Source organism: Kitasatospora sp. NPDC101157 (assembly GCF_044768255.1).
GTDB lineage: Bacteria > Actinomycetota > Actinomycetes > Streptomycetales > Streptomycetaceae > Kitasatospora.
In genome coordinates, this window is the sequence record NZ_JBIWPL010000024.1 from 85,974 (window position 1) to 105,727 (window position 19,754).

A 19,754-nucleotide genomic window follows, 5' to 3' on the forward strand; every position below is an offset into this window, starting at 1 on the left:
CATTCCGGCACCACTGCATCCAGGTCTTCAAAGGCTACGCGGGCACCAGCGAGTCCGGCTTCCGCGCGGAAGTGTAGAGCGAACAGGCCCTCGCCCGCGGCGAACGCCTCATGGCCGCGATCGACGCGCACGAGCACACCGACCTCACCGGCCCCGCCGCCGAGGAAGCCGTCCGTCGGCTGGAGGCGTTCGGCGCCCACGCCCGCTTCCAGGGCAAGACCGTCCTGGACCAGAACCGCCTGCGGCGGCTGATGTCACGTCACGACCCGACGGTCTATCCCGGCGAGTACGTCACCTGCGTCCACGACCACAACAAGGCCCTCTGCGAGAGAGCCCGCCATCGCCGCAGCGAGGACCTCCCCGACCACAGCGGCTGCAAGCCCCTGGCCTGCCGAAACGTCGCTCTCACCCCAGAGAACACGGCCACCTGGCAGCGCGAGATCGACCGCATCGACCGCCGGCTCACCTCCCGCCCGCCCCTGCCGCCACTGCTGCGACACCGGCTGGACGCCCGCCGCGCGGAGACCACCGCGTTCCTCCGACGGAACAGCACCACCCGGGAGACCGCGTGACACACCCCGCCGACATCCCCGTCGAGGCCCGCGTCCGCCGGGTCATGGACCAGTACCTGAGCGAGTGCCGGGACAACGGCAACCGCCCCAGCGTCCTCGCCCTCGCTACCAAGCTCGGCCTGAGCATCACCACCTTCCGCCGGCACTTCCCCGAGCTCGCCAAGGAGATCTCCACTCTCCGCACCAGCCCGCCCGTCCCCACGAGGACCGACGCCCGGTCGAATCCCTACGACGTCCTCGTCGCAAGGAACGCCAAGCTCCGCCGGGCCAACCGGTCACTGACCGAGAACCTCCGATTCGCCGCGGCCCAGATCCAGCGCCTGGCCCTCGACAACACCCGCCTCGGCAGCGCTCTCGAAGAAGCGACCAAGGTCGCCCGCCTGCCTGAACGACGACGGTGACATCAGGCACTGGTGTTCTATCCAGACCTCACGCCCTACAGCTACTCGGCCAGCGACCGGGACACCTTCACCGACAGGACGACCGGTTACCGATTCGTCAGCTTCAAGGCCCCTTACGAGCGGATCAACATCGGCTGGCTCGACGCGAAAGAGCCCTGGACCGCCGGCCCCGTCCCGGCGGCCTTCGCCGAGAAGCTGCAGGCCATCCTTGCGGTCCAGGCCGTCAACGAGTGCCTCGGCTATCACGACTGCGACCTCTGCCCGGACAACCCCCCGGCGGACGAGCAGACCTGGCGGCGGCCCGGCCACGTCCGCGCTTGCATCGGGAACGGCGAAATCCGCGTGCCAGCACAGCAAGGGGCCGCCTTCGCCGCCCCACTCCTTGTCGGACACTACGTGCTGGACCACGGCTACCAGCCCCCGCAGGACTTCATCGACGCGGTCCTGGCCTTCGACCTGAACCGCCCCTCGGAACCCCGCTGGGCCAGCTTCCCCTAGATCCCCTCGGACGCGGAAGTTCTCGACGAGTGAGGTCGAAGCGACCTACCGGTCGCTTCCTTCCGCAGCGGCACACAGCCTCACCCGATGACGCTGGAGGTCGACCTCAGCAACCTTCACCGTGATCACCTCGCCTTCGCCGACGATCTCATCAGGGGTCTCAACTGGCTCATCGGTCAGCTCCGAGAGGTGGAGGAATCCCTCGACGCCTGCGGCAAGTTGGACGAACACGCCGAAAGGGATGACCTTGGTGATCGGCCCTTGAAGGACTTGGCCCACTTGATCAGCGAACTGGACGAGAGGGTCTTCCTGCAGGGCCTTCAGAGAGATGGCGACCTGTCCGGAGCGCGTCTCAGCGTTGATCACTTCGGCTCTGACGCGCTGGCCGGCTTGGACGACCTCAGCGGCATGGCTGATTCGGGACCACGTCAGATCCGGCACGCGAATGAACCCGGTGCACGATCCTTCGGGCTCGCCATCGAGGTGAACGAAGACCCCGAAGTTGTGAACTTCGGAGACGGTTCCGGTGACTACCTGTCCTCGTTCAATTCCGAGGACAAAGGACCGCAAGGCTGGGTCCTCGCACGCCCTGGCGGAGACATGGAGCTGGCCCTCGCCCCAACGTCCGATCTCTTCGGCATCGATCTCCTGGCCGACCTCGAAGATCTCTGACGGGTGATCCACCCGGCGCATCGACGCCTCATGCCAGGGGATCCGCCCGATCTCGCTGCCCTCCCCTTCGGCATTCCCGAGACTCACGAGGACATCCGAACCGTCGAACCCGATGACCTTCACCCTTCTCACCAGTCCTGGCTGGAGCTGGTTGATCAAGGACCGCAGGCGAGGATCAGGGGCTGACTCGGACATGAGCGGAGCCTACCGGAGAGGTCGCCGAACAGGTGGTCCTGCCCGGCGACGGTGAGCTTGTAGCGGTAGACGGGCGTGGACATGGAGGGCTCCTGATGTCGGCCGCACAGCACGGGGACGCGGTCGGCCGCCGACCGCCGCAGCCGACTGTATGTGACAGCCCGTCAAGCGCCCGTCATACGGTGCCCGCGCATGCGAGAGGACCCGGGAGCGTAGCCAGCTCCCGGGCCCCTGTTTGCCGCCCAATTGCGCACACCGACACGTTTAAGGGCCGTGGATCAGATTGAAATCGACGCGTTCTACCTTTGAACTACCGTGCCACGGAGCGGCACAGACGGGACTTGAACCCGCATTCGTCGATATTCGTCCACACCCGGTCGATCCGGTGTTCGGCGGCGAATGCTGAGACTGGAGCGAGAGTCTGAGATTAAGGGGGCTGCCTCTGCCGCTTGGGCTACCCCGGCCGGTGGTGCCGGGGGAGGGATTCGAACCCCCACTGTGACCCCTCGGTCAGCTTCACTGATCAGTGTCAGCTTTGCGCGCCGTGCAGCGCACCCGTCCGGCTCCGCGGAGGGTGACGCCCGGCGCACCCGCCCGGCTCCCCGGGCGGGCGATCGTGAGGCTACCGGAACAGGTAGCCGAAGACGGCGTCACCCACCCGCTGGTCGGTGACCTCGACCGCGTTGGCCTCCTCGCGGGCGAACTTGACGGCCTGCTGGAGCTTCTCCACGCGCTCGGCGAGTTCGTTCACCCGGCGGGCCGGCAGTGCGCCGGAGAACTTGACCGTGGTCCAGTAGCCGACCGCGATGTCCTCGTAGTAGACCTCGACCTGGGCCGGGTGCTTCTCGGTGGCCTCGGCCTTGACGTGGTTGCGCGGCACCTTCTTGGTCCGGATGGTGCGCACCGGCTCGGTCTTCCAGGAGTCCGTCGACGGGTCGAGGCTCCACGACTCGGAGGCGTCCAGCACCGGGAGCTTCTTCACGAAGGTGAAGAGGTCGGTGAGCTGCTTCTCCAGGAACAGCAGGTACGGCACCGGCACCTTGGCGAGGAGCACCTGACCGTCCACCACCACGTCGGCGCTGGCGCCGACGTTGGCCCAGTCCTTGGTGGCCGTCACGTCGAAGAGCCGGGTGAGGGTGGTCGCGGTGGACCGCAGGATGTCCTCGGCCTTCAGCTGCACCCGGGTCGACTCCGGCGGCAGCTGCTCGCCCTCCTCGTCCTTGGGCTGGTAGGTGCGGGAGATCCCGGCCAGCAACGCGGGCTTCTGCAGGTCCTGGTGGGCCTGCGTCAGGTCCTGGAAGGACTTGGACTTGACGCCCTTTTCGACGGCGATGATCTGGTTCAGCTTTGCCACGGCGAGGACGCTACCAGCCCCGAACGGACGAGCGACACCCAATTGCCGAGCGGGGCGGCCGGGCCCGAACGTCGGGCGAACGTCCGGCCGACGTCGTGGATAGAGCGTTCGTTCTAGTGCGTGCTACGGTGACCCCACTAGAGCGTTCGTTCCAGCCGAGAGCCGGGGCGGGCGACGCCCCGGCCTACCCGCCCCCGGAGCGGGCCAGGGCCCCACAGGGGAAGGGAACCCAGGAACGCATGGACGTCCAGCGCATCACCGCGAACGGCATCGACTTCGCCTACGTGGAGCAGGGGGAGGGGCCGCTGGCCCTGCTGCTGCACGGCTTTCCGGAAACCCCGGACATGTTCCGCCACCTGATGCCGGCCCTCGCCGCCGCCGGCTACCGGGCCGTCGCCCCGTACATGCGCGGCTTCGCGCCGAGCGCCGTCCCGGCGGACGGCAGCATGCGGATGGCCGACCTGATCGCCGACGCCAACGCCCTGCACGAGGCGCTGGGCGGCGACGGGAACGCCGTCCTGATCGGGCACGACTGGGGTGGGTTCACCACCTGGGGCGCCTCGGTGCACGCGCCGCAGCGCTGGTCGAAGATCGTGGTGGCCGACGTCCCGCCGCTGCGCTTCTACGAGCGCAAGGCCGCCGACCCCGTGCAGATCCACAAGAACAGCCACTTCTACTTCTTCCAGATGGGCGTCGCCGACCAGCTCGTCCCGGTCGACGACTTCGCCTACCTGGACTGGCTCTGGCAGCACTGGAGCGGCTCCGCAGACCCGGGGCTGGACACCACCGAGTTCCGCGGGGCCGGCAAGAACGCCCTGCGCGCACCGGAGAACCTGCGCTCGGGACTCGGCCTCTACCGCCAGAACTTCCCGGCCGCGACCTTCGGCACCGACCGGTGGGAGATGGGCCCGCTCCTCGCCGAACTACCGACCCAGCCCACCCTCTACCTCCACGGGAGCGAGGATCCGGTGATGGACGAGGAGTCCTTGGCGGACCTGCTCCGGACCCTGCCGGCGGGCTCGGACGGCGTCCTGCTCCCGGGCGTGGGCCACTTCCCCTTCGTCGAGGCGCCCGACGAAGTGAGCAAGCGCGTCCTCGCCTTCCTCGGCTGAGGGCGTCCCCGGGCGGCTCGCCAACCTGCGCGTTCTCTTCGGGACATGGCAGGGGCACCTGAGCACGGAACCGGTCGTCCAGTTCGACCGGTCCACGCTCGACGCCATGGGCTGAGAACCGGCTCCAGGACGCACACCCGGCGATGGCCCGGCCGGCCACATGCGGCCGGACCATCGAGTATGTCCGAGTCGGCCTACGTCGGGAACCCTCCCATCGTCGGCACGGCAGACTGCCAGCACCGCCTACTGCCCAGGAAGCGGGCCTGTGGACCCTCACCCAGCGCGATAGAGTGATCACTGCCCTCCGGCGCCACGTCTGCGGGGTGGATGAGGGGGGTTCACACATGACGACGCGGAGAATACCCACGTACCTCGCGGTGACTGCCGCCGCTGTCGTGCTGGTGACGGGCTGCACGGGCGGGGCCACAGGAGACGCTGGGGGTACGCCAGTTGGCGGGGTGTCTGCCGCATCGCCCGCCACACCGTCGATGTTGTCGCCGACGTTCAAGGGCTACGACCCGCCGACCAAGTTCTCCCAGGGCAAGGAATCAGCACCTTGCCGGACGAAGTGCACGCCACCGACGTCCTCCTCGATGGCACGGTCTACTACATCGCCGGCAACTACGGCCTTGAGGCTGACGCCCTGTATGGACACAAGATGGTTGGCATTGCGAACTCCACGCACGGCGGCAACCTGCACTCGCCGCCGGTCCTCGCGCAGGCCGGCGGCCAGCGGATGGTCCTGACCGCGGTCCGGATGGTCATCCAGGGCCAGGGCACATCCGTGGACCGCACCGCTGTCGAACTGGTCGCCCTGTCCGCCTCAAAGGGCTCGGACTCCTGGACCATCCCGATCGACCTCCCGCAGGACCACACCGGCATCAGGTCCCTCACGGTGCTCGGGGTCCGCGGCACGACCGCGGTCATCGCCGGGGCCGACGCGGACCAAGGCCTCGTCTGGGCCGTGGATCTCGCCACGAAGAAGGTCCTCTGGACCCAGAAGAACTTCACCGGCGCCCAGCTCACCGACGACCAGGTCGTCGGTCTCGTCTCGCCGGAGTACACCAAGCACCAGGTGTCGGCTTTGAAGATCGCGGACGGAAGCGCCGCCTGGACCGCTGAGCAGACCTACGACCTGCTCGACACGACCCTCACCCCGGCCGGACCCAACCGGGTAGCAATCCAGGGGCGCAGCTTCGTCGGTTTCAAGAGTTCCGCCTGGATCCTCGACAGCACGACCGGCAAGCAGATCTTTGAGTTCAGCGGCGGCTCGACGCCTTTCGGCTGCGCCTACGACGAGCGATCGGTGACCGTCTGCGCGGACAAGGACATGGCCTTCGCCTTCGACACGGCCAGCGGGAAGACCCTGTGGCGCCTGCCCGATGACGCCAAGACCCGGGTCGCTCCCCGCGTGACCACCGCATGGCACGGCGTCGTCTACGGCACGACCCAAAGGGGCCCAGTGGCCCTCAACGCCGCCACCGGCCAGGATCTGCCCAGCCCCCCGACACTCGCCCCGCTCATCGTCAACACCTACATGGGCATCGGAAGCCCCGACGCCGACGGCACCGCGCTCTCGGTCTACCCAGCAATCGGCTTCTGACCACCAAGCCCGCCGGCGCCGGAACGGCGTGGTCTCGCCCGGCCGCTCGGTCTTGGACGAAGCGCAGCTGTGGCGGCGCGGGCAGCACCGCCAGGTCGGGACCGAGCTCCTCAAGGAGCTCCCGTCGCAGCGCGCCCATCGGGTCCCGCCGTCTTCCACCTGCCGCCCGAGCTGTGTGGCTCGGGCCTGGGCAGCGAGATCCCGCGCCGGGCCGAGAGGGAGGGGCGGGCGCGAGGGTGCCGGGCCGCCGTCCTGTACACCATCAGCTTCCAGGTACCCGGGTTCTACAAGCGCAACGGCTGGCGCTGCCTGGGCAAAGTGCCGTGCGCGCCGGCCGGCATCAGCCGCGTCTTCATGACCAAGGAATTCTGAGCCCCCAAGGTGCGGTCCGGCCAGACCCGGGCGCAGGGTGGGGCGGTCGACATCGCCGTTGTGGTCGAGCAGCCGGATCAGCGGATCTCATGGTCGTGCACGCGGCCAACTCCGACCCCACGCGACCTGCGTCCGGTGACGGTCCGCAGCCTCGACACCGCAGCCACGAGTCGACCCTGAAGGACCCCGCAACAAGGTCAAACACCTCGGGTTCATCACGAACGCCGACACGGTGTACAGCGCCCTCCGGCGCACTGCGACGACTGTCGCAGTCAGGGCGGCACGATTGCCCTGCAGGTCGCAGTCGCAACCGGCGGCGCGGTGCCAGCCCGCGAGTCATGTAACAAGGTCACCCTTGCTGCACGCCGGTCGCTGCTCTGGTGGTGCAGCAAGGGTGACCTTGCTACACGGGGGAGCGGCAGCACGCCCGGGTACAGCATGGGTGGCCTTGCTGCACCCGTGACCGTCCGGTCCGGCGGGCGGTTGCACCGGTATGACGACCCCTCCGCTGTCCTGGCTGCCGCTGCCCTCCCTGACCGACCGTGCCGAGGACCAGCCCGCCTCCGGGTCCGACGGCCAGGCGCTCGACCCCGTCCAGCTGGCCGCGCTCCACCGGGGGGGCCGCGACGCCGGGGAGGCCGCGGCCGCGTGGGTGCGCTCGCTCAGCAGCCGCCAGGAGGACGAGCGCCACGCCCTGGCCCCGGAACGCGCGGCCGCAGGGATCGAGCGGGCCAGCCACCAGGAGGTGGTCCCCGGCGGTGACGGCCAGCTGGCCGAGGAGCTGCGCTACGCGCTTGGCGCGGACGTGCTGCTCGGCGCCACCTGTACCGGCACCTTGCCCGACCTCGCGCCGGGCGAGCGGATGCCGCTGGTTGCGGTGTGCGCGCTCGCAGCCGCCATGCCGTCCTGCATGCCCCACGAGGGCCTGGGCCCGCGTACCCGCGCAGGCCCAGGCCCTCACCCCACTCCCACCCCGCCGGCACCGCCCGGGCGAACGACCGTTCCGAGCCGCCCACCACCGGGCCCCGTCATCCGCTCCCTGTTCCCCGCGGAGCCCGCCCTCCTTCGCGCGGCGCACGCCCTCGCCGAACGCCCGCCTGCGGGTTTCACCCGATCGAGTGCACCGCCTTCGGCCATCCGCTTCGTTCCCGGTGACAGCATTACGCCTCATGGACTACCAGCAGTGCGCGGACATCCTCGCCGGGCTGCACCGGATGCCGTCGGCGGAGCGCGACGCGAGGCGCGGCAACCTGTCCGCGCTGCTGACGGCACTCGGCCACCCGCAGGACGGGCTACGCGGAGCCATGGTGGTCGGGACCAACGGCAAGGGCTCCACCGCCGCCTTCGCGGTCGCGGCGCTGTCCGCGACCGGCCAGCGAGTGGGCAGCCTGCCGAGCCCGCACCTGCAGGAGCCGCGGGAGCGGGTCCGGGTCGACGGCCGGCCGGTCAGCCGGGCCGAGTACGCGGCGGCCTGCACCGAGGTGGTGGCGGCGATCGAGGAGCACGACCTGCCGCTGTCCGCCGCCGGCATGTGCACCGCGGTCGCCGCCGTCCACTTCCGACGGGCCTGCGTCACCCGGGTCGTCGCCGAGGCGTCCATCGGCGGACGCGGGGCCGCGGTCCGGGCCCTGGACCTCGACGTCAAGGTGATCACCGGCGTCGGGCTGGACCACACCGACCTGCTCGGCGACACCCTGGCCCGGATCGCCACGGCCAAGGCCGGCGCGGTGCGCGACGGCGAACACGTCGTCCTCGGGCGCCTGCACCCCGAGGCCCAGGCGGCCGTCGAAGAAGTCCTGGCCAGCCGCACCGGACTGACACTCTGGCAACTCGGCCGGCAGATCCACTGCACCGCCCGTCCCGGCGCCACGGCCGGCGCGGTCGTGCTCGACGTCGCAACGCCGCGCGGCGAGCACCGCGCCCTGCCCTGCCCGCTGCCGGGCACCCACCAGCACCACAACCTCGCCCTCGGCCTCGCCACGGCGGCCGCGCTCGCCGAGCGCGGCCACGCCCACACCCCGACGGACGAACTCCTGCGCCCGGCACTGGCCGCCACCCGCTGGCCCGGCCGACTCGAACTGCTCACTGATGCGCGGCTGGACGGCTGGCACGGCCGGGTCCTGCTGGACGGAGCCCACAACCCGCAGAGCGTGGCCACCGTGACACCCGAGATCGAACGCATCGCCGCAGCGGCCGGCAGCACCCGCACCCCGCCGGCCGCCGTCGTCTTCGCCGCCATGCACGGCAAGGACGCGCCCGGAATGCTCGCCCTGCTCCCCCGGCCATGGCCGCTGGTCCTCACCCGCACCGGCTCACCCGACGCCGCCGATCCCGCCGCACTGCACGGCCGACTGCACCCCGCCCGGCGCGCGGGCGCCGTCACCGCCCCCGACACCGGCACCGCGCTGCGCCGGGCGGCCGGCCTGGTGGGCCACGGCGGCCTGATCGTGGTGCTGGGATCGCTCCGGCTGGTGGGCGAGAGCCGCACCGTGCTCGGCCTGCCCCCGGCCTGAGCCCCCGGACGTCGAGGGCGCCCCCACGAGGGGACGGGCCCTGCCCGACTCCCGTACTGGTGGGGGCGCGTGCTCATTCGTCGCGAGCGCGGCATCGACCGCCAGGGCCGGTATGCCGGGGCAGGCGTCGGTCGACGTGACGTGAGAGGCTCGCGCCATGGAACAGCGTGTACTCGGCCGTACCGGCCGTCTCGTCTCGATCATCGGACTCGGCACCTGGCAGCTCGGTGCTGACTGGGGAGACGTGCGGGAGGAGGACGCCCTGGCCGTGCTGGATGCCTCCGTCGAGGAGGGTGTGACGCTCTTCGACACCGCCGACGTCTACGGCGACGGCCGCAGCGAGCGGCTGATCGGCCGTTTCCTGAAGGAGCGCCCGGACGCGGAGGTGTTCGTCGCCACCAAGTTCGGCCGCCGGGCCGAGCAGCTCCCCGAGAACTACCGCCTCGCCAACTTCCGTGCCTGGGCCGACCGTTCCCGGGACAACCTGGGCGTGGAGCAGCTGGACCTGGTGCAACTGCACTGCCCGCCGACGCCCGTCTACTCCTCGGACGAGGTGTTCGACGCCCTGGACACCCTGGTGGCGGAGGAGCGGATCGCCGCCTACGGGGTGAGCGTGGAGTCGTGCGCGGAGGCGCTGACCGCGATCGCGCGCCCGGGCGTCGCGAGCGTGCAGATCATCCTGAACGCGTTCCGGCTCAAGCCGCTGGAGCGTGTGCTGCCCGCCGCCGAGGCGGCCGGGGTGGCGATCCTGGCTCGGGTACCGCTCGCCTCGGGGCTGCTCTCGGGCCGCTACAGCGAACGGACCGTCTTCGCCCCGGACGACCACCGCACCTACAACCGTCACGGCGAGGCCTTCGACCAGGGCGAGACCTTCTCCGGCGTGGACTTCGCGACGGGTGTCGAGGCGGCAAGGGAGTTCGCCGCCCTCGCGCCCGAGGGCGCGACCCCTGCGCAGACGGCGCTGCAGTGGGTCGTTCAGCAGCCCGGGGTGACGACGGTGATCCCCGGTGCCCGCAATGTGGCGCAGGCACGGGCCAACGCCGCGGCCGCCGCACTGCCGCTGCTGCCGCCGGCCACGCTCGACGCCGTCCGGGAGCTGTACGACCGCCGCATCCGGCAGCAGGTGCACGGCCGCTGGTAGCCGCGGGCCCGGCCGGGTGCGGCGGAATCCACCGGGCGGTGGTCCCCGCGGCGCCGGCCAACCGCCGCCCCACCGGTTCCCGCGCCGCCGGGTCGGCGCGAGCGGGACGCCGGCCACGCGATGCGTCCCGGAGCGGCGACGCCGGACTGCCGCCTCCACCGCCCGGGAGGACCGGGCGCCGGGGGGCGGCGTCGGGGGGGTCAGGCGCGGAGCAGGTCGGTCGAGACCGCCCGGAGGCGCTCGGCGATGGCGGGATCGAGCGCCCATTCCTTGACACTGTGCGGGTGTTGGGCGAGATCGGCGTCGTTCGGCACGGTGTAGGCCTCTTGCGCGTCATCGAGGCAGTGGCCTCCGGAGTGGGCGAACTCCGGGCCACGGCCGCGACGACGGTGGTGGCGGCTCCCTGCTGGACCGTCTTGTACGTGAAGACGCCGGCCGCCTCGGCCGCATCGAGCGACTGCCTCTGTTGCGCGGTGAAGTTCCGCTGCAGGCCCGTCGCGGACGCCGCCGGGGTTCACCGCGTTGGCGACGATGCCGTGGGGCGCCCACAGGCGGGTCGCCTCGACGGCGAACAGGGAGTTCGCCGCCTTCGACTGGGCATAGGCAGTCTGCGGATCGTAGCCGCGCCGCTCGAAGTGGAGGTCGTCGAAGTCGATGCCGGAACGCATGTGTGCCGACGAACTGACCGAGACGATCCGTGCCCCGTCGCGCTCGGACGCTACGAGGGCTAGGTATAGGAGTCCGCCCTGCCGCCGCGTCTTCCGACCAGCAGCGAGCCGAATCCGCACGACGGGCGTTGCGGGATGCGTTCTCCCGGGCCCGGCCGGTCAAGGGACCCTGCCCTACCCGGTTTGTCCGGAAGCGGGCTCATTCCTCTTGCGCGTCACCGATGGCCACCCTCAGGTCGTGCATGATCTGCTGGATCTCGATGACGAACGCCTCCGCCCGACCCAGTGCCTGCACCGCATCATCGGCGCCCTGACCTGCCTCTATGCCCTGCCCGCCACCCGCATCGTCCAGCTCACGACCGACCGCTTCAGCCGGGACGGCGAGGATGCCTGCCTGACGACAAATCAGCACCCTGTCCTCATCCCGCCCAAGCTCGCCGCCCTCATCGAACGACAGATCACCGCCCCAGCCCTTCGCACCTCAGTGCTACGGAAGTCCCGCACCGGGACATCCGGCTACCTCTTCCCGCCGGCGAGGCGGGCGGTCATGAGGTTGATCATCGCGAACTTGATCACGGCTTCGGCGTGCGCGGCCTTGCGTTCGCAGTCCCGCGCCAACCGCCTGCACCGCCCCAGCCAGGAGGCTGGGCCAGAATCACCGCCGCCTCGCCCGCGACCTACGAAGCCCTCCCCGCCGACTCCGAGGTCGCGACCCACGTCGCGATGATCAACCCCATGCCTCGCCGGCCCACCAGGGAATCCGCCCCCGATCCGGCGCGGAACACGAACCTCGGAATCAGAGTGAGGGGCGAGTTTTCCGGCGATCGACGGTGCAAACACCTTCCGTGGGGAAGGTAGCCACCATCGGGTGAACTCCATTGCACCGGCAGCGGCAACGGCGTCAAGGCCGGGGTGACCGCGGTGAGGGGCGACGGCACGACACTGCAGGCACCTGGCTCAAGACCCAGTCTCAGGGCGAGCAGATCGTCGCCCACCTGCAGAAGAAGGGCGGCACCCCGGTCTCCGTCAGCACCAAGGGGCAGCCCGAAATCGACGGGGCCCCCGGCGGCCTGTTCACCATGCCGACCGAGAACGGCGACCCCGGCAGCGTCGGCCTGGCCGAACTCCTCATGAAGGCGAGGTGCTTGCCGGCCGTCGCACCCCGGAGCGCGACTATCCGAGAGTCCACCGCTGGTTGCCGCCGCCGTGGCACGACCAGAGTTCAGCCAAGGCGCCGTTGGCGGTGGAAGCTCCGGTCACATCCAGGCACAGGCCGGACTGGACGCCCGTGATCGTGCCGTTGGAGTTGATGTTCCACTGCTGGTTGGCCTGGCCGTTGCAGGACCAGACGATCGCCTTGGTGCCGTTGACGGTGCCCATGGCGTTGGCGTCCAGGCACAGCACGCTGCCGCCCACGGTCACCGTCAGCTGCTTCGACGCCGTTCGGGTCCAGGTCTGGTTCGCGGCGCCGGTGCAGCTGTAGATCTGCTGCTGGGTGCCCAGCGTGGTGGTCGAGTTCGGGTCGTCCAGGCACTTGCCCGCACCCACCGCGTGCAGCGCGCCGGTGTTGCCGCCGGCGGAGGGGGTGCCGTCCAGGCCCATGAAGTGGATGGCGTCGGCGGCCATCGCGGTGCCCTTGACGGGCAGTTCGTGGCCGGCGCCAGAGATGCTGTACGCCTCGACCTGGGTGGTGCCGGCGCCGTTGTTGTACCGGGTGCGGGTCCAGTTGGCCGCGGGGGTGTCGGTGGACGACGGGTTCTGGCTCACCCCGAGGACGTCGGTCCACTGCTTGATCTCTTCGGCGAGGTTGTTGTAGTTCACGGTGGTGTCGTTGGTCCCGTGCCACAGCTGCATGCGCGGCCGCGGGCCGGTGTAGCCGGGGTACGCGGTGCCCCGCACCAGGTCGCCCCACTGCTGCGGGGTCTTGTTGACCTGCCCGCTGCCGCAGGGCCCGTTCCAGCCGCGCACCGTGCCGGTGGCGAAGCAGTGGTAGGGCACTCCCATGAACGCGGCGCCCGCCTTGAACACGTCGGGGTAGTCGGCGAGCATCACGTTGGTCATCATGCCGCCGGACGACTGCCCGGTCACGAACACGGCGTTGGGGTTGCCGCCGTAGTGCTGCTCGGTGTAGGTGATCATCGACATCAGCCCGACCGGGTCACTGCCGCCGTTGCGGGTCAGCGCCTGGTCGGAGGAGACGTCCCAGCAGGCTGCGCCGGGGGTCGACGGGTAGATGACGAGGAACCCGTACTGGTCGGCCAGCGATGCGAAGTCCTGGCTCTGGTACAGGTAGGGCCCGGAGCCCTGACACCCGTGCAGGGCGAGCAGGATCGGCGGGTTGGCCTTGACGTTGTTCGGCACGTACAGGTTCATCTGCAGGCCGGTCGGGTTGGTGCCGAAGTTGCTGATCTGGGTCAGCGAGGCGACGGCGGCCTGGGGGGCGGCCGGCAGGCTCACGCTGACCGCGATGCCGAGCGCGGCGGCGACGCCGAGCAGGCGGGTCTTCAGGTACCGGGAACGCAGCGTGGAACCTCTCTTTCTCCGTCGGCTCTTGGTAGATGGGCGAGGGAACATGTCGATGCTCTCTTTCAGCCGTTGCCTCTGACCGGACCACCTGTCCGGACACCACCCAGTTGTCACCGCCCCTGGAAAGGTTGCACCGGACCGCGAAGATCTTTTTGAGCACTGCGAGCCGGCTGACGAACACGCCATCGGGCGGCGGCGGCCGCGGCCGAAACGCAGCCAACGCAGAATGATCAAGTGGCTGAACGCGTGCAGGTCCGTGAGATCGAGCCGGAGAGCGGCACGTGCATCACCATCCCGCAGGTGGCCGGCCCCGGCACCTCCCAGCCCGCGTACGACCCGCTCAACGCGACCGCCTCCACGGCGACCGTGTTCCCCACCGAGAACTGCAGCGGTGACACCCGGTACACCCTGCGCCCGCTCCTCGGCCGCGGCGGAACGGCCATGAAGTTCCGCGCGGTCATCTTCAGCTGACCAGGCCTGTCCCGGACGGACCGTCCGGGACAGACACGGAGGCCGCCGGGCCGCCCAGAGACCAAGAGATGGCCACGACGGCTGCCAGGGCCTCCAACAGGCGCCGCCTGGACGGCGGCCCACCGGGCGCAGCGGGACGGAGCGCGGCGCCGGGCGGCCAGGGCGGGCACGGACGGCCGAGACGGGCGCAGCGGGACGGCCTGGCGGTCGCAGGACGTCGACGACCAGGGGCGCAGCAGCAGGGCACGGCGCCGGGCGGGGCGGCGCGGGCGAGCAGCGGGAACCCGCCGAGGCCGGCGGACTGGGCAGCGGGTGCAGCACGGCACTGCAACACGCCCGCCCCTGCTCCCGCCACATAATGCCTGGTCAGACCCGCAATACGGCCCCGCGTTGCACACCGGCGCAGCACCGCGTCGCACCCCGCACCCACCACCAGGCCACCGAGCACCTACCAGGACCAGGCCGTCGAGAAGGCCGGCCTTCTCGATGGCAAAGTGCGGGCACTCCAGCCGGTCGGGGCCGGCCTTCTCCTTCAACTCCAGGAACGAGCCCGCCTTCCCGCCGATCGAGCCCCGGCACGTCCAGCACGGGCGCAGCTTCGCGTTGGCCGCGCGGGCCGCCTCCAGCCGTGCCTGGGCCTCAGCCTGCCGCTCCCGCTCGCGCCGTGTTGCTCCTTCTCGTGGCAGGACCAGCAGAGGCCGCCCGGGTTGGCGGGGCACCTGGAGGTGGACGGACGGCTGGCGGAACGGCGACCTATCAGGGCCCGGCCGAGCGCAGCGACACGGCACCGGGCAGCGGGGCGCGACGACGGCCGAGCAGTGCCCGGGCCGGCGGACGGAACGGCAGCGACCCGTCAGCCCCGTTCGCTGCCTTGCGCGAACCTGCACCTGCCCCCGCCGACGACCGGAGCATGGGAAGCGCGCTGGACGGCTGGCGGTGCCGCCGCCGAGGTCGTCACCAACGACATGCCGTTCCTGGTGGACGCCGGAGCCCCGAACACGGCTTCTCCGAGCGAATCCGCATCGGCCGGGCCACCTCCTTCCGGCATGGAAACCGTGCCCTGACCTGGCGCGACGAGCCCGAAGAGGACGGCGGCCATCCCGGCTGTCGAATCAACAGGAGCACCAGGAAGCGGGTTTTTCGCCCCCCACCCCTGCCCCGACACGTCCGATGAACGTGCCTACCGTTCTCGGCATGACTCAGAAACCGAACCGGCCACAGTTCGAACTGCGCATCGGCGGACTCCACTTGACCATCCAACGCCTCCCGGTATGGCTGATCACCGCCATCGCGGCCGGCACCAGCGGCGTCACCGCCTGGTGGGCGAAACGCTGAAAGCCAGCGACGCCACCTGGACCACCACCGGCCACGCCTCCTGTGACCACCACCCCCAGAACCCGCCTGACCGCCACGGGACCGGCGCCCGCCTCACCCCACCCACATGAGCGGCCGGCACCAGCCGGACGCCAGGAAGAAACAGCCCAGCGCAGCGACCGGACACACCGACCAACGCCCCCACCACCCACCACAACCACCACCAGACCGGGGCCCCCGAAGGTAAGTCGAGGTGGGGAGTCCGACCCGGCACCCCCGGGTGTGCTTCGGAGCGAGGGCGCCCGCACGGCCATGGTCCGCGGCTGACGCCGCGCGCCGTTGAGACGCCGTCAGCTGCCCCCGGCGCCTGACGCGCCGACAAGACGTCAACCGGTGGCCGAGGAGTCCGTCCCGGTGCGAGGCGGTACAGCGCCGGCGGCACCGGGAGCGGTCCGATCGAGCCCGGCCGCGCTGACGCCGGTGATCCACACCGCGGCGAGCAACCGCCACAGCGGCTCCGCGCGGGTCACCGCCGGCACCGGTATCGAGACCAGGGAGAGCAGCAGCAGGGGGCCGACGGCGACGCCGAAGAGGGCCGGCCACCGTGGCCCGCGCCCTTGGGCGAGCGCGCGCCGCGAGACGTGCCACAGCAGCCCGGCGAGCCCGGTCAGGTGGACCGGGCCGCCCACCGCGAGCGTGAGCCGCGCCAGGACGAGAAGGGTGCCGTCGCCCGCACGGGCCGCGACCGCCGTCAGGGCCAGCGCCAGCGCGCTCGACACCGCGAAGGCGCCGGCTGCGAGCCACGTCGTACACCGCGCCCGACGGTCGGCGCCCACGGCGGCGGATGCCCCGAGGCCGAACCTGAGCAGTCCTGCGGCGGCGACCAGTTGGAGCAGCGAGGACACCTCGACCGCCGTGGCGCTGTGGTCGTAGTAGCCCCTCAACTGGCCCGCTGTGGCGGTGGGCAGGAAAACGGAGCCCCTGGCCAGCACCGCCCCCAGGACCAGGCTGGCGATGAAGCCGACCACGAAGACCGGCCCGCCCGGTCGCCACCCCCGGCGTGGATCTCTGCTGTCCATGTCCCCCTCATTCCGAGTCCGACCACACAGGAACGCCCACGCCGACGAAAGTCGCCCTACCCGCCGCCGCGGCTCCGCCCAGCAAACCCGGAACTGCCGTGCGACGGCGTCGTACCGGTGGAGGCGGTTGGGCTACTCCCCAGGGAGTAGCGCCGGGAAGCGCCGGGAAGCGCCGGGGCTCTGGTCGACGGCTGCGACACTGCGACACCCCGCTCGACCCGGCCCACCGCGTCGTCGTGGACCCGCACGCACTCCAGCAGCCCTACCCGCGTGCCATCCGCCTCCTGGCGGGCGAACCGTTCGCAGACGGGAGCACGCTTGTCGGTAGCCACGCCTACGGTTCTCCCATGAGGGTCCAACAGCCGTCGCACACGAAAGGCACTCCGACGAGCCAGGCAGGAGACGTTCGGGAGGCATGGGCCCGGGTGACCACATGGCTGGAACGGAACGACCCCGGGGTCTTCGCCACCCTCGGCGGTCCGGGGAGTCAGGAGGCCATCGACCGGGCCGAACTGCGCATGGGCCTGGAGCTGCCGGCGCAGGTACGGCAATGGCTCCTGGCGAATGACGTGGATGCCGACGAACGCACCGATCGCCAGGATTCCCTGGTGCGGCGGGGGTGCGACGTGCCCGTGCCCGGTGGGCACATCCTGCTCGGCCTGGAGGACATCCAGCGGGTCTACCTCTGGCAGTCGGCCATGGAGCGGGCGGAACCGTCCGAAGATCCCGACTGCCCACTCTGGCGCCCGGAGTGGCTGCCGATCGCCGCTGAGCGCGACGGCCTCTACGGAACGTTCCTGGACACGGCCAACGGGACGATCGGAACGTGGGCCGAGGTGTACATGCCCGAGGAAGGGGTGTTCGCCTCGCTGCCCGCCTTCTTCCACCGGGCTGCGGATCTGCTGGAAGGAGTCAGCACCGGAGACTGGAGTGGCCCCGGCGCGCCCGCCCGGTCCCTCAAGCGTGACGAACCCCGCCCGGAGGACGAGGCGATACGCCGATGGGCCGACGCCCACGGCATGGTCGTGAACGACCGCGGACGGATCCCCTCGTACGTCCGCGACGCCTACCTGGAGGTGACCACCTGATGCGGCCGCCGTCAACGGCCGCCGCCGGAACGGCCCGTGTGACGGCGACGGTGGCGCCCAGCCCGAGACGCTGGCGCGTACCCGGGCGGGCTTCCCGTCGATGCGGACGACATCCGCGCCCGGCCGTGAGCGTTTCTCGCCCGCACCGTCCGGCCGCGGGCGTGCCGGGCGTTGTCCAGATCGACTCGTGAGGTTGGGGACGCGGCCGGCGGGTGGTTTGCCTGCGAGTGTGGTGTGTCCGCAGTGGTGATTGCAGGTGTGGAGCCGGAAGGGGACGTCTCGTGGCGGCCGCCGCCGTCGGGGATGTTGCCGAGCTTCCTGACGTCGACGTGGACCAACTCGCCTGGCTCGCTGTGCCCGTAGCCTCGGATCACGCGGAACTGGCTGACGGTGTTCGTCCTGCCCGCGTACTCGCCCGGGCTGAACGCCGCCGGGTACCTGTGGGCCCACGTCAAACGCAGTCTCGCGAACCTCGCCGACGTCGCGCTCGGCCGACTCGAAGCCCTCGTCCGCAACCGTCTCACGCGGCTGCGGTACCGAGCTGACGTCCTCGACGGCTTCCTCGCCGGGGCCGGACTCTCCCTCGGCCTCCCACCGCCATCACCTCGAAGCGCCGAGGCCAGTATCTGCGGCTTCGGGACCTTCAGTAGGAGATCGAGGAGGGCCTGAACGTCATGGAGTCCTCCAACGGCGCCACTCCGTGACCCCGTACGGCAAAGGGGGGCTCGCCTCGAACCGGCGCGACGAGCAGGAGATGTTCGTGCTGTGCCTGCGGATTCTGCAATCGGCCCTGGTCTACGTGAACACCCTGATGCTTCCGGGACATCCTCGGCGAACCGGAGTGGGCGAGCCTCCTCATGCCTGCCGACCGGCGCGGCCTGACCCCGCTGTTCTGGGCCCATGTCCGGCCCTACGGTGAGGTGAACCTCGACATGGGCGCCCGCCTCAACCTCGCCGTGGCCTCCGTACCAGGGCCCGGGCCCCGGCCGACCAGACCGCGGGATCCACTGTGGAGAACGTATGAACCTGCGCCTGTACAGCACCGCGAGAGGGCTGCGCTGGCGTTTCGCGTGGCGGCACCCCGACCCATGGATGCCCCAGGCGCCCCACGGAGGAGAGAGCGCGGAGGCTACGGTGTCAGCACGATCCTGCCGAAGACTTCACCTGCGTCCATCTTCTGGTGTGCCAGCACAGCTTCGTCCAACGGCAGCAGTTCGTGCACCACTGCTTCGATCTCACCACGGCTGGCTGCGCCGAAGTGCTCGCTGCGTACGGCACTCAGGTCGGCTGGGGTGACGGTAGCTGCACTGAAAGCGGCGAAGGACATCGACTTCTGGAACGCCGTCATGATCTTCGTACCGAAGTCCGCGGGCGGCTGACCTGCGACAGCGCCCACGGCCACCATGCGGCCGTTCGGGTTGAGCCGGTCGAAGAACGACGGCATGTCCTCACCGGCCACAACGTCGATGATGACGTCATAGCCCGCGGGAGCCGCTTCCCTTCCGCCGCCGGAGCGGTCCAGCACGTGGGTCGCGCCGAGACGGCGCAGCCGCTCGCCGCGCTCGGATGACGATGTCGTGACCGCCACCGCGGCGGCACCACCGCGAGCCGCGAGCTGCACTGCCATGATCCCGATACTGCCGGCCGCGCCACGCACCAAGACCGTCTCGCCGGGAGCGAAATGGGCGTGACCGAGCCCGAAGTGGGCCACCGCACCGGCGCTGCCGAGCGTCACCGCGGCGGCGGCCGACAGGCAGTCGGGCAGGGGAAGAATCTGCTCGACCGGCGCGACGGCCTGTTCGACGTAGCCTCCGCCGGTGCCGGTGAAGCCCCACACGCGCCGACCGATCCACGACACGTCGACGCCGTCACCGACCGCGGTCACGGTGCCCGCCACCTCGCTACCCGGGATGTGGCCCTCCTTGAAGCCGTAGGCGGCCAGAGCCCCGCTTCGGATCACGGTGTCGACACCACCGACGCCCACCGCCTCGGTGGCGATCAGCACCTGCCCGGCAGCAGGTGCGGGTACCGGCAGGTCGACAACAGCCAGACCGTCAGGACTTCCGAACGTCTGGATCGAGATTGCCTTCAATGTGGTCTCCAGGTCTTCGGACTGCTCCAGCGCGAGAGCTTCTACGTCTCGGACGGTAACGGACGCCCCCGTCCGCTTGGGTA

At 70.6% G+C, this 19,754-nt stretch carries 17 protein-coding genes and 2 pseudogenes; 10 read left to right on the forward strand and 9 right to left on the reverse strand.

Features of this window, described 5'->3' with window-relative positions:
- Positions 1–110: 110 nt before the first annotated feature.
- Genes ACIRVF_RS33725 through ACIRVF_RS33735 form a run of 3 tightly spaced genes read left to right on the forward strand, consistent with a single transcriptional unit; the run spans position 111 to position 1,471 of the window.
- Positions 111–572: a hypothetical protein gene (locus ACIRVF_RS33725; protein ID WP_402826525.1), complete on the forward strand. Its 462-nt coding sequence runs from the start codon at positions 111–113 to the stop codon at positions 570–572.
- Positions 569–973 (forward strand): hypothetical protein, encoded by a 405-nt coding sequence (locus ACIRVF_RS33730; protein WP_402826528.1) that lies wholly within the window; start codon positions 569–571, stop codon positions 971–973. The genes ACIRVF_RS33725 and ACIRVF_RS33730 overlap by 4 nt, the downstream gene beginning before the upstream one ends.
- A gap of 12 nt (positions 974–985) precedes the next feature.
- Positions 986–1,471: a hypothetical protein gene (locus ACIRVF_RS33735; protein WP_402826531.1), complete on the forward strand. Its 486-nt coding sequence runs from the start codon at positions 986–988 to the stop codon at positions 1,469–1,471.
- A gap of 45 nt (positions 1,472–1,516) precedes the next feature.
- Here the strand turns inward: ACIRVF_RS33735 and ACIRVF_RS33740 are convergent, their stop codons facing one another.
- The 3 genes from ACIRVF_RS33740 to ACIRVF_RS33750 form a co-directional block, all read right to left on the reverse strand.
- On the reverse strand, positions 1,517–2,302 hold the full coding sequence (locus ACIRVF_RS33740; protein WP_402826534.1) for a S1 RNA-binding domain-containing protein: 786 nt from the start codon (positions 2,300–2,302) through the stop codon (positions 1,517–1,519).
- A complete protein-coding gene (locus tag ACIRVF_RS33745) occupies positions 2,299–2,421 on the reverse strand; it encodes a hypothetical protein (protein ID WP_402826537.1) in 123 nt (40 codons plus the stop codon). Before ACIRVF_RS33745 ends, ACIRVF_RS33740 begins: the two co-directional genes overlap by 4 nt.
- Before the next feature lie 539 nt (positions 2,422–2,960).
- On the reverse strand, positions 2,961–3,692 hold the full coding sequence (locus tag ACIRVF_RS33750; RefSeq protein ID WP_402826540.1) for a hypothetical protein: 732 nt from the start codon (positions 3,690–3,692) through the stop codon (positions 2,961–2,963).
- Positions 3,693–3,931: 239 nt separating this feature from the next.
- On the opposite strand from ACIRVF_RS33750, the gene ACIRVF_RS33755 reads away from it, so the two are divergent.
- The 4 genes from ACIRVF_RS33755 (at position 3,932) to ACIRVF_RS33770 (ending at position 10,433) form a co-directional block, all read left to right on the forward strand.
- A complete protein-coding gene (locus ACIRVF_RS33755; RefSeq protein ID WP_402826543.1) occupies positions 3,932–4,804 on the forward strand; it encodes an alpha/beta fold hydrolase in 873 nt (290 codons plus the stop codon).
- A 556-nt stretch (positions 4,805–5,360) separates the two neighbouring features.
- The gene (locus tag ACIRVF_RS33760) at positions 5,361–6,407 is read left to right on the forward strand and encodes a PQQ-binding-like beta-propeller repeat protein (RefSeq protein ID WP_402826546.1); all 1,047 of its coding nucleotides are present in this window, start codon (positions 5,361–5,363) and stop codon (positions 6,405–6,407) included.
- A gap of 1,541 nt (positions 6,408–7,948) precedes the next feature.
- On the forward strand, positions 7,949–9,292 hold the full coding sequence (locus tag ACIRVF_RS33765; protein WP_402826548.1) for a bifunctional folylpolyglutamate synthase/dihydrofolate synthase: 1,344 nt from the start codon (positions 7,949–7,951) through the stop codon (positions 9,290–9,292).
- Positions 9,293–9,449: 157 nt separating this feature from the next.
- Positions 9,450–10,433: an aldo/keto reductase gene (locus ACIRVF_RS33770; protein ID WP_402826550.1), complete on the forward strand. Its 984-nt coding sequence runs from the start codon at positions 9,450–9,452 to the stop codon at positions 10,431–10,433.
- Positions 10,434–10,633: 200 nt separating this feature from the next.
- On the opposite strand, the pseudogene ACIRVF_RS33775 reads toward ACIRVF_RS33770, so the two are convergent.
- The 4 genes and pseudogenes from ACIRVF_RS33775 to ACIRVF_RS33790 all read right to left on the reverse strand — a co-directional run.
- Positions 10,634–11,164, reverse strand: a pseudogene (locus tag ACIRVF_RS33775) (SDR family NAD(P)-dependent oxidoreductase); the annotation flags it as partial.
- 136 nt (positions 11,165–11,300) lie between these two features.
- A complete protein-coding gene (locus tag ACIRVF_RS33780; RefSeq protein WP_402826553.1) occupies positions 11,301–11,513 on the reverse strand; it encodes a hypothetical protein in 213 nt (70 codons plus the stop codon).
- A gap of 104 nt (positions 11,514–11,617) precedes the next feature.
- Positions 11,618–11,743: pseudogene (locus tag ACIRVF_RS33785) on the reverse strand (IS5/IS1182 family transposase); the annotation flags it as partial.
- 531 nt (positions 11,744–12,274) lie between these two features.
- A complete protein-coding gene (locus ACIRVF_RS33790) occupies positions 12,275–13,675 on the reverse strand; it encodes a PHB depolymerase family esterase (protein ID WP_402826556.1) in 1,401 nt (466 codons plus the stop codon).
- A 186-nt stretch (positions 13,676–13,861) separates the two neighbouring features.
- Here ACIRVF_RS33790 and ACIRVF_RS33795 point away from each other — a divergent pair, with 186 nt between their 5' ends.
- Both ACIRVF_RS33795 and ACIRVF_RS33800 read left to right on the forward strand, forming a co-directional pair.
- Positions 13,862–14,098 (forward strand): hypothetical protein, encoded by a 237-nt coding sequence (locus ACIRVF_RS33795; RefSeq protein WP_402826559.1) that lies wholly within the window; start codon positions 13,862–13,864, stop codon positions 14,096–14,098.
- A 1,194-nt stretch (positions 14,099–15,292) separates the two neighbouring features.
- Positions 15,293–15,433, forward strand: coding sequence for a hypothetical protein (locus ACIRVF_RS33800; protein WP_402826562.1), 141 nt, complete (start codon positions 15,293–15,295; stop codon positions 15,431–15,433).
- Between the two features lie 365 nt (positions 15,434–15,798).
- Here the strand turns inward: ACIRVF_RS33800 and ACIRVF_RS33805 are convergent, their stop codons facing one another.
- On the reverse strand, positions 15,799–16,491 hold the full coding sequence (locus ACIRVF_RS33805) for a hypothetical protein (protein ID WP_402826564.1): 693 nt from the start codon (positions 16,489–16,491) through the stop codon (positions 15,799–15,801).
- 425 nt (positions 16,492–16,916) lie between these two features.
- Between ACIRVF_RS33805 and ACIRVF_RS33810 the strand changes: the two genes are divergently transcribed.
- Entirely contained in the window at positions 16,917–17,579 is a 663-nt protein-coding gene (locus ACIRVF_RS33810; RefSeq protein ID WP_402826566.1) for a histone-like nucleoid-structuring protein Lsr2, read from the forward strand.
- A 1,129-nt stretch (positions 17,580–18,708) separates the two neighbouring features.
- On the opposite strand, the gene ACIRVF_RS33815 is transcribed toward ACIRVF_RS33810, so the two are convergent.
- Complete coding sequence (locus tag ACIRVF_RS33815) at positions 18,709–19,671, reverse strand: zinc-binding dehydrogenase (protein WP_402826569.1); 963 nt, start codon at positions 19,669–19,671, stop codon at positions 18,709–18,711.
- Positions 19,672–19,754: the final 83 nt, after the last annotated feature.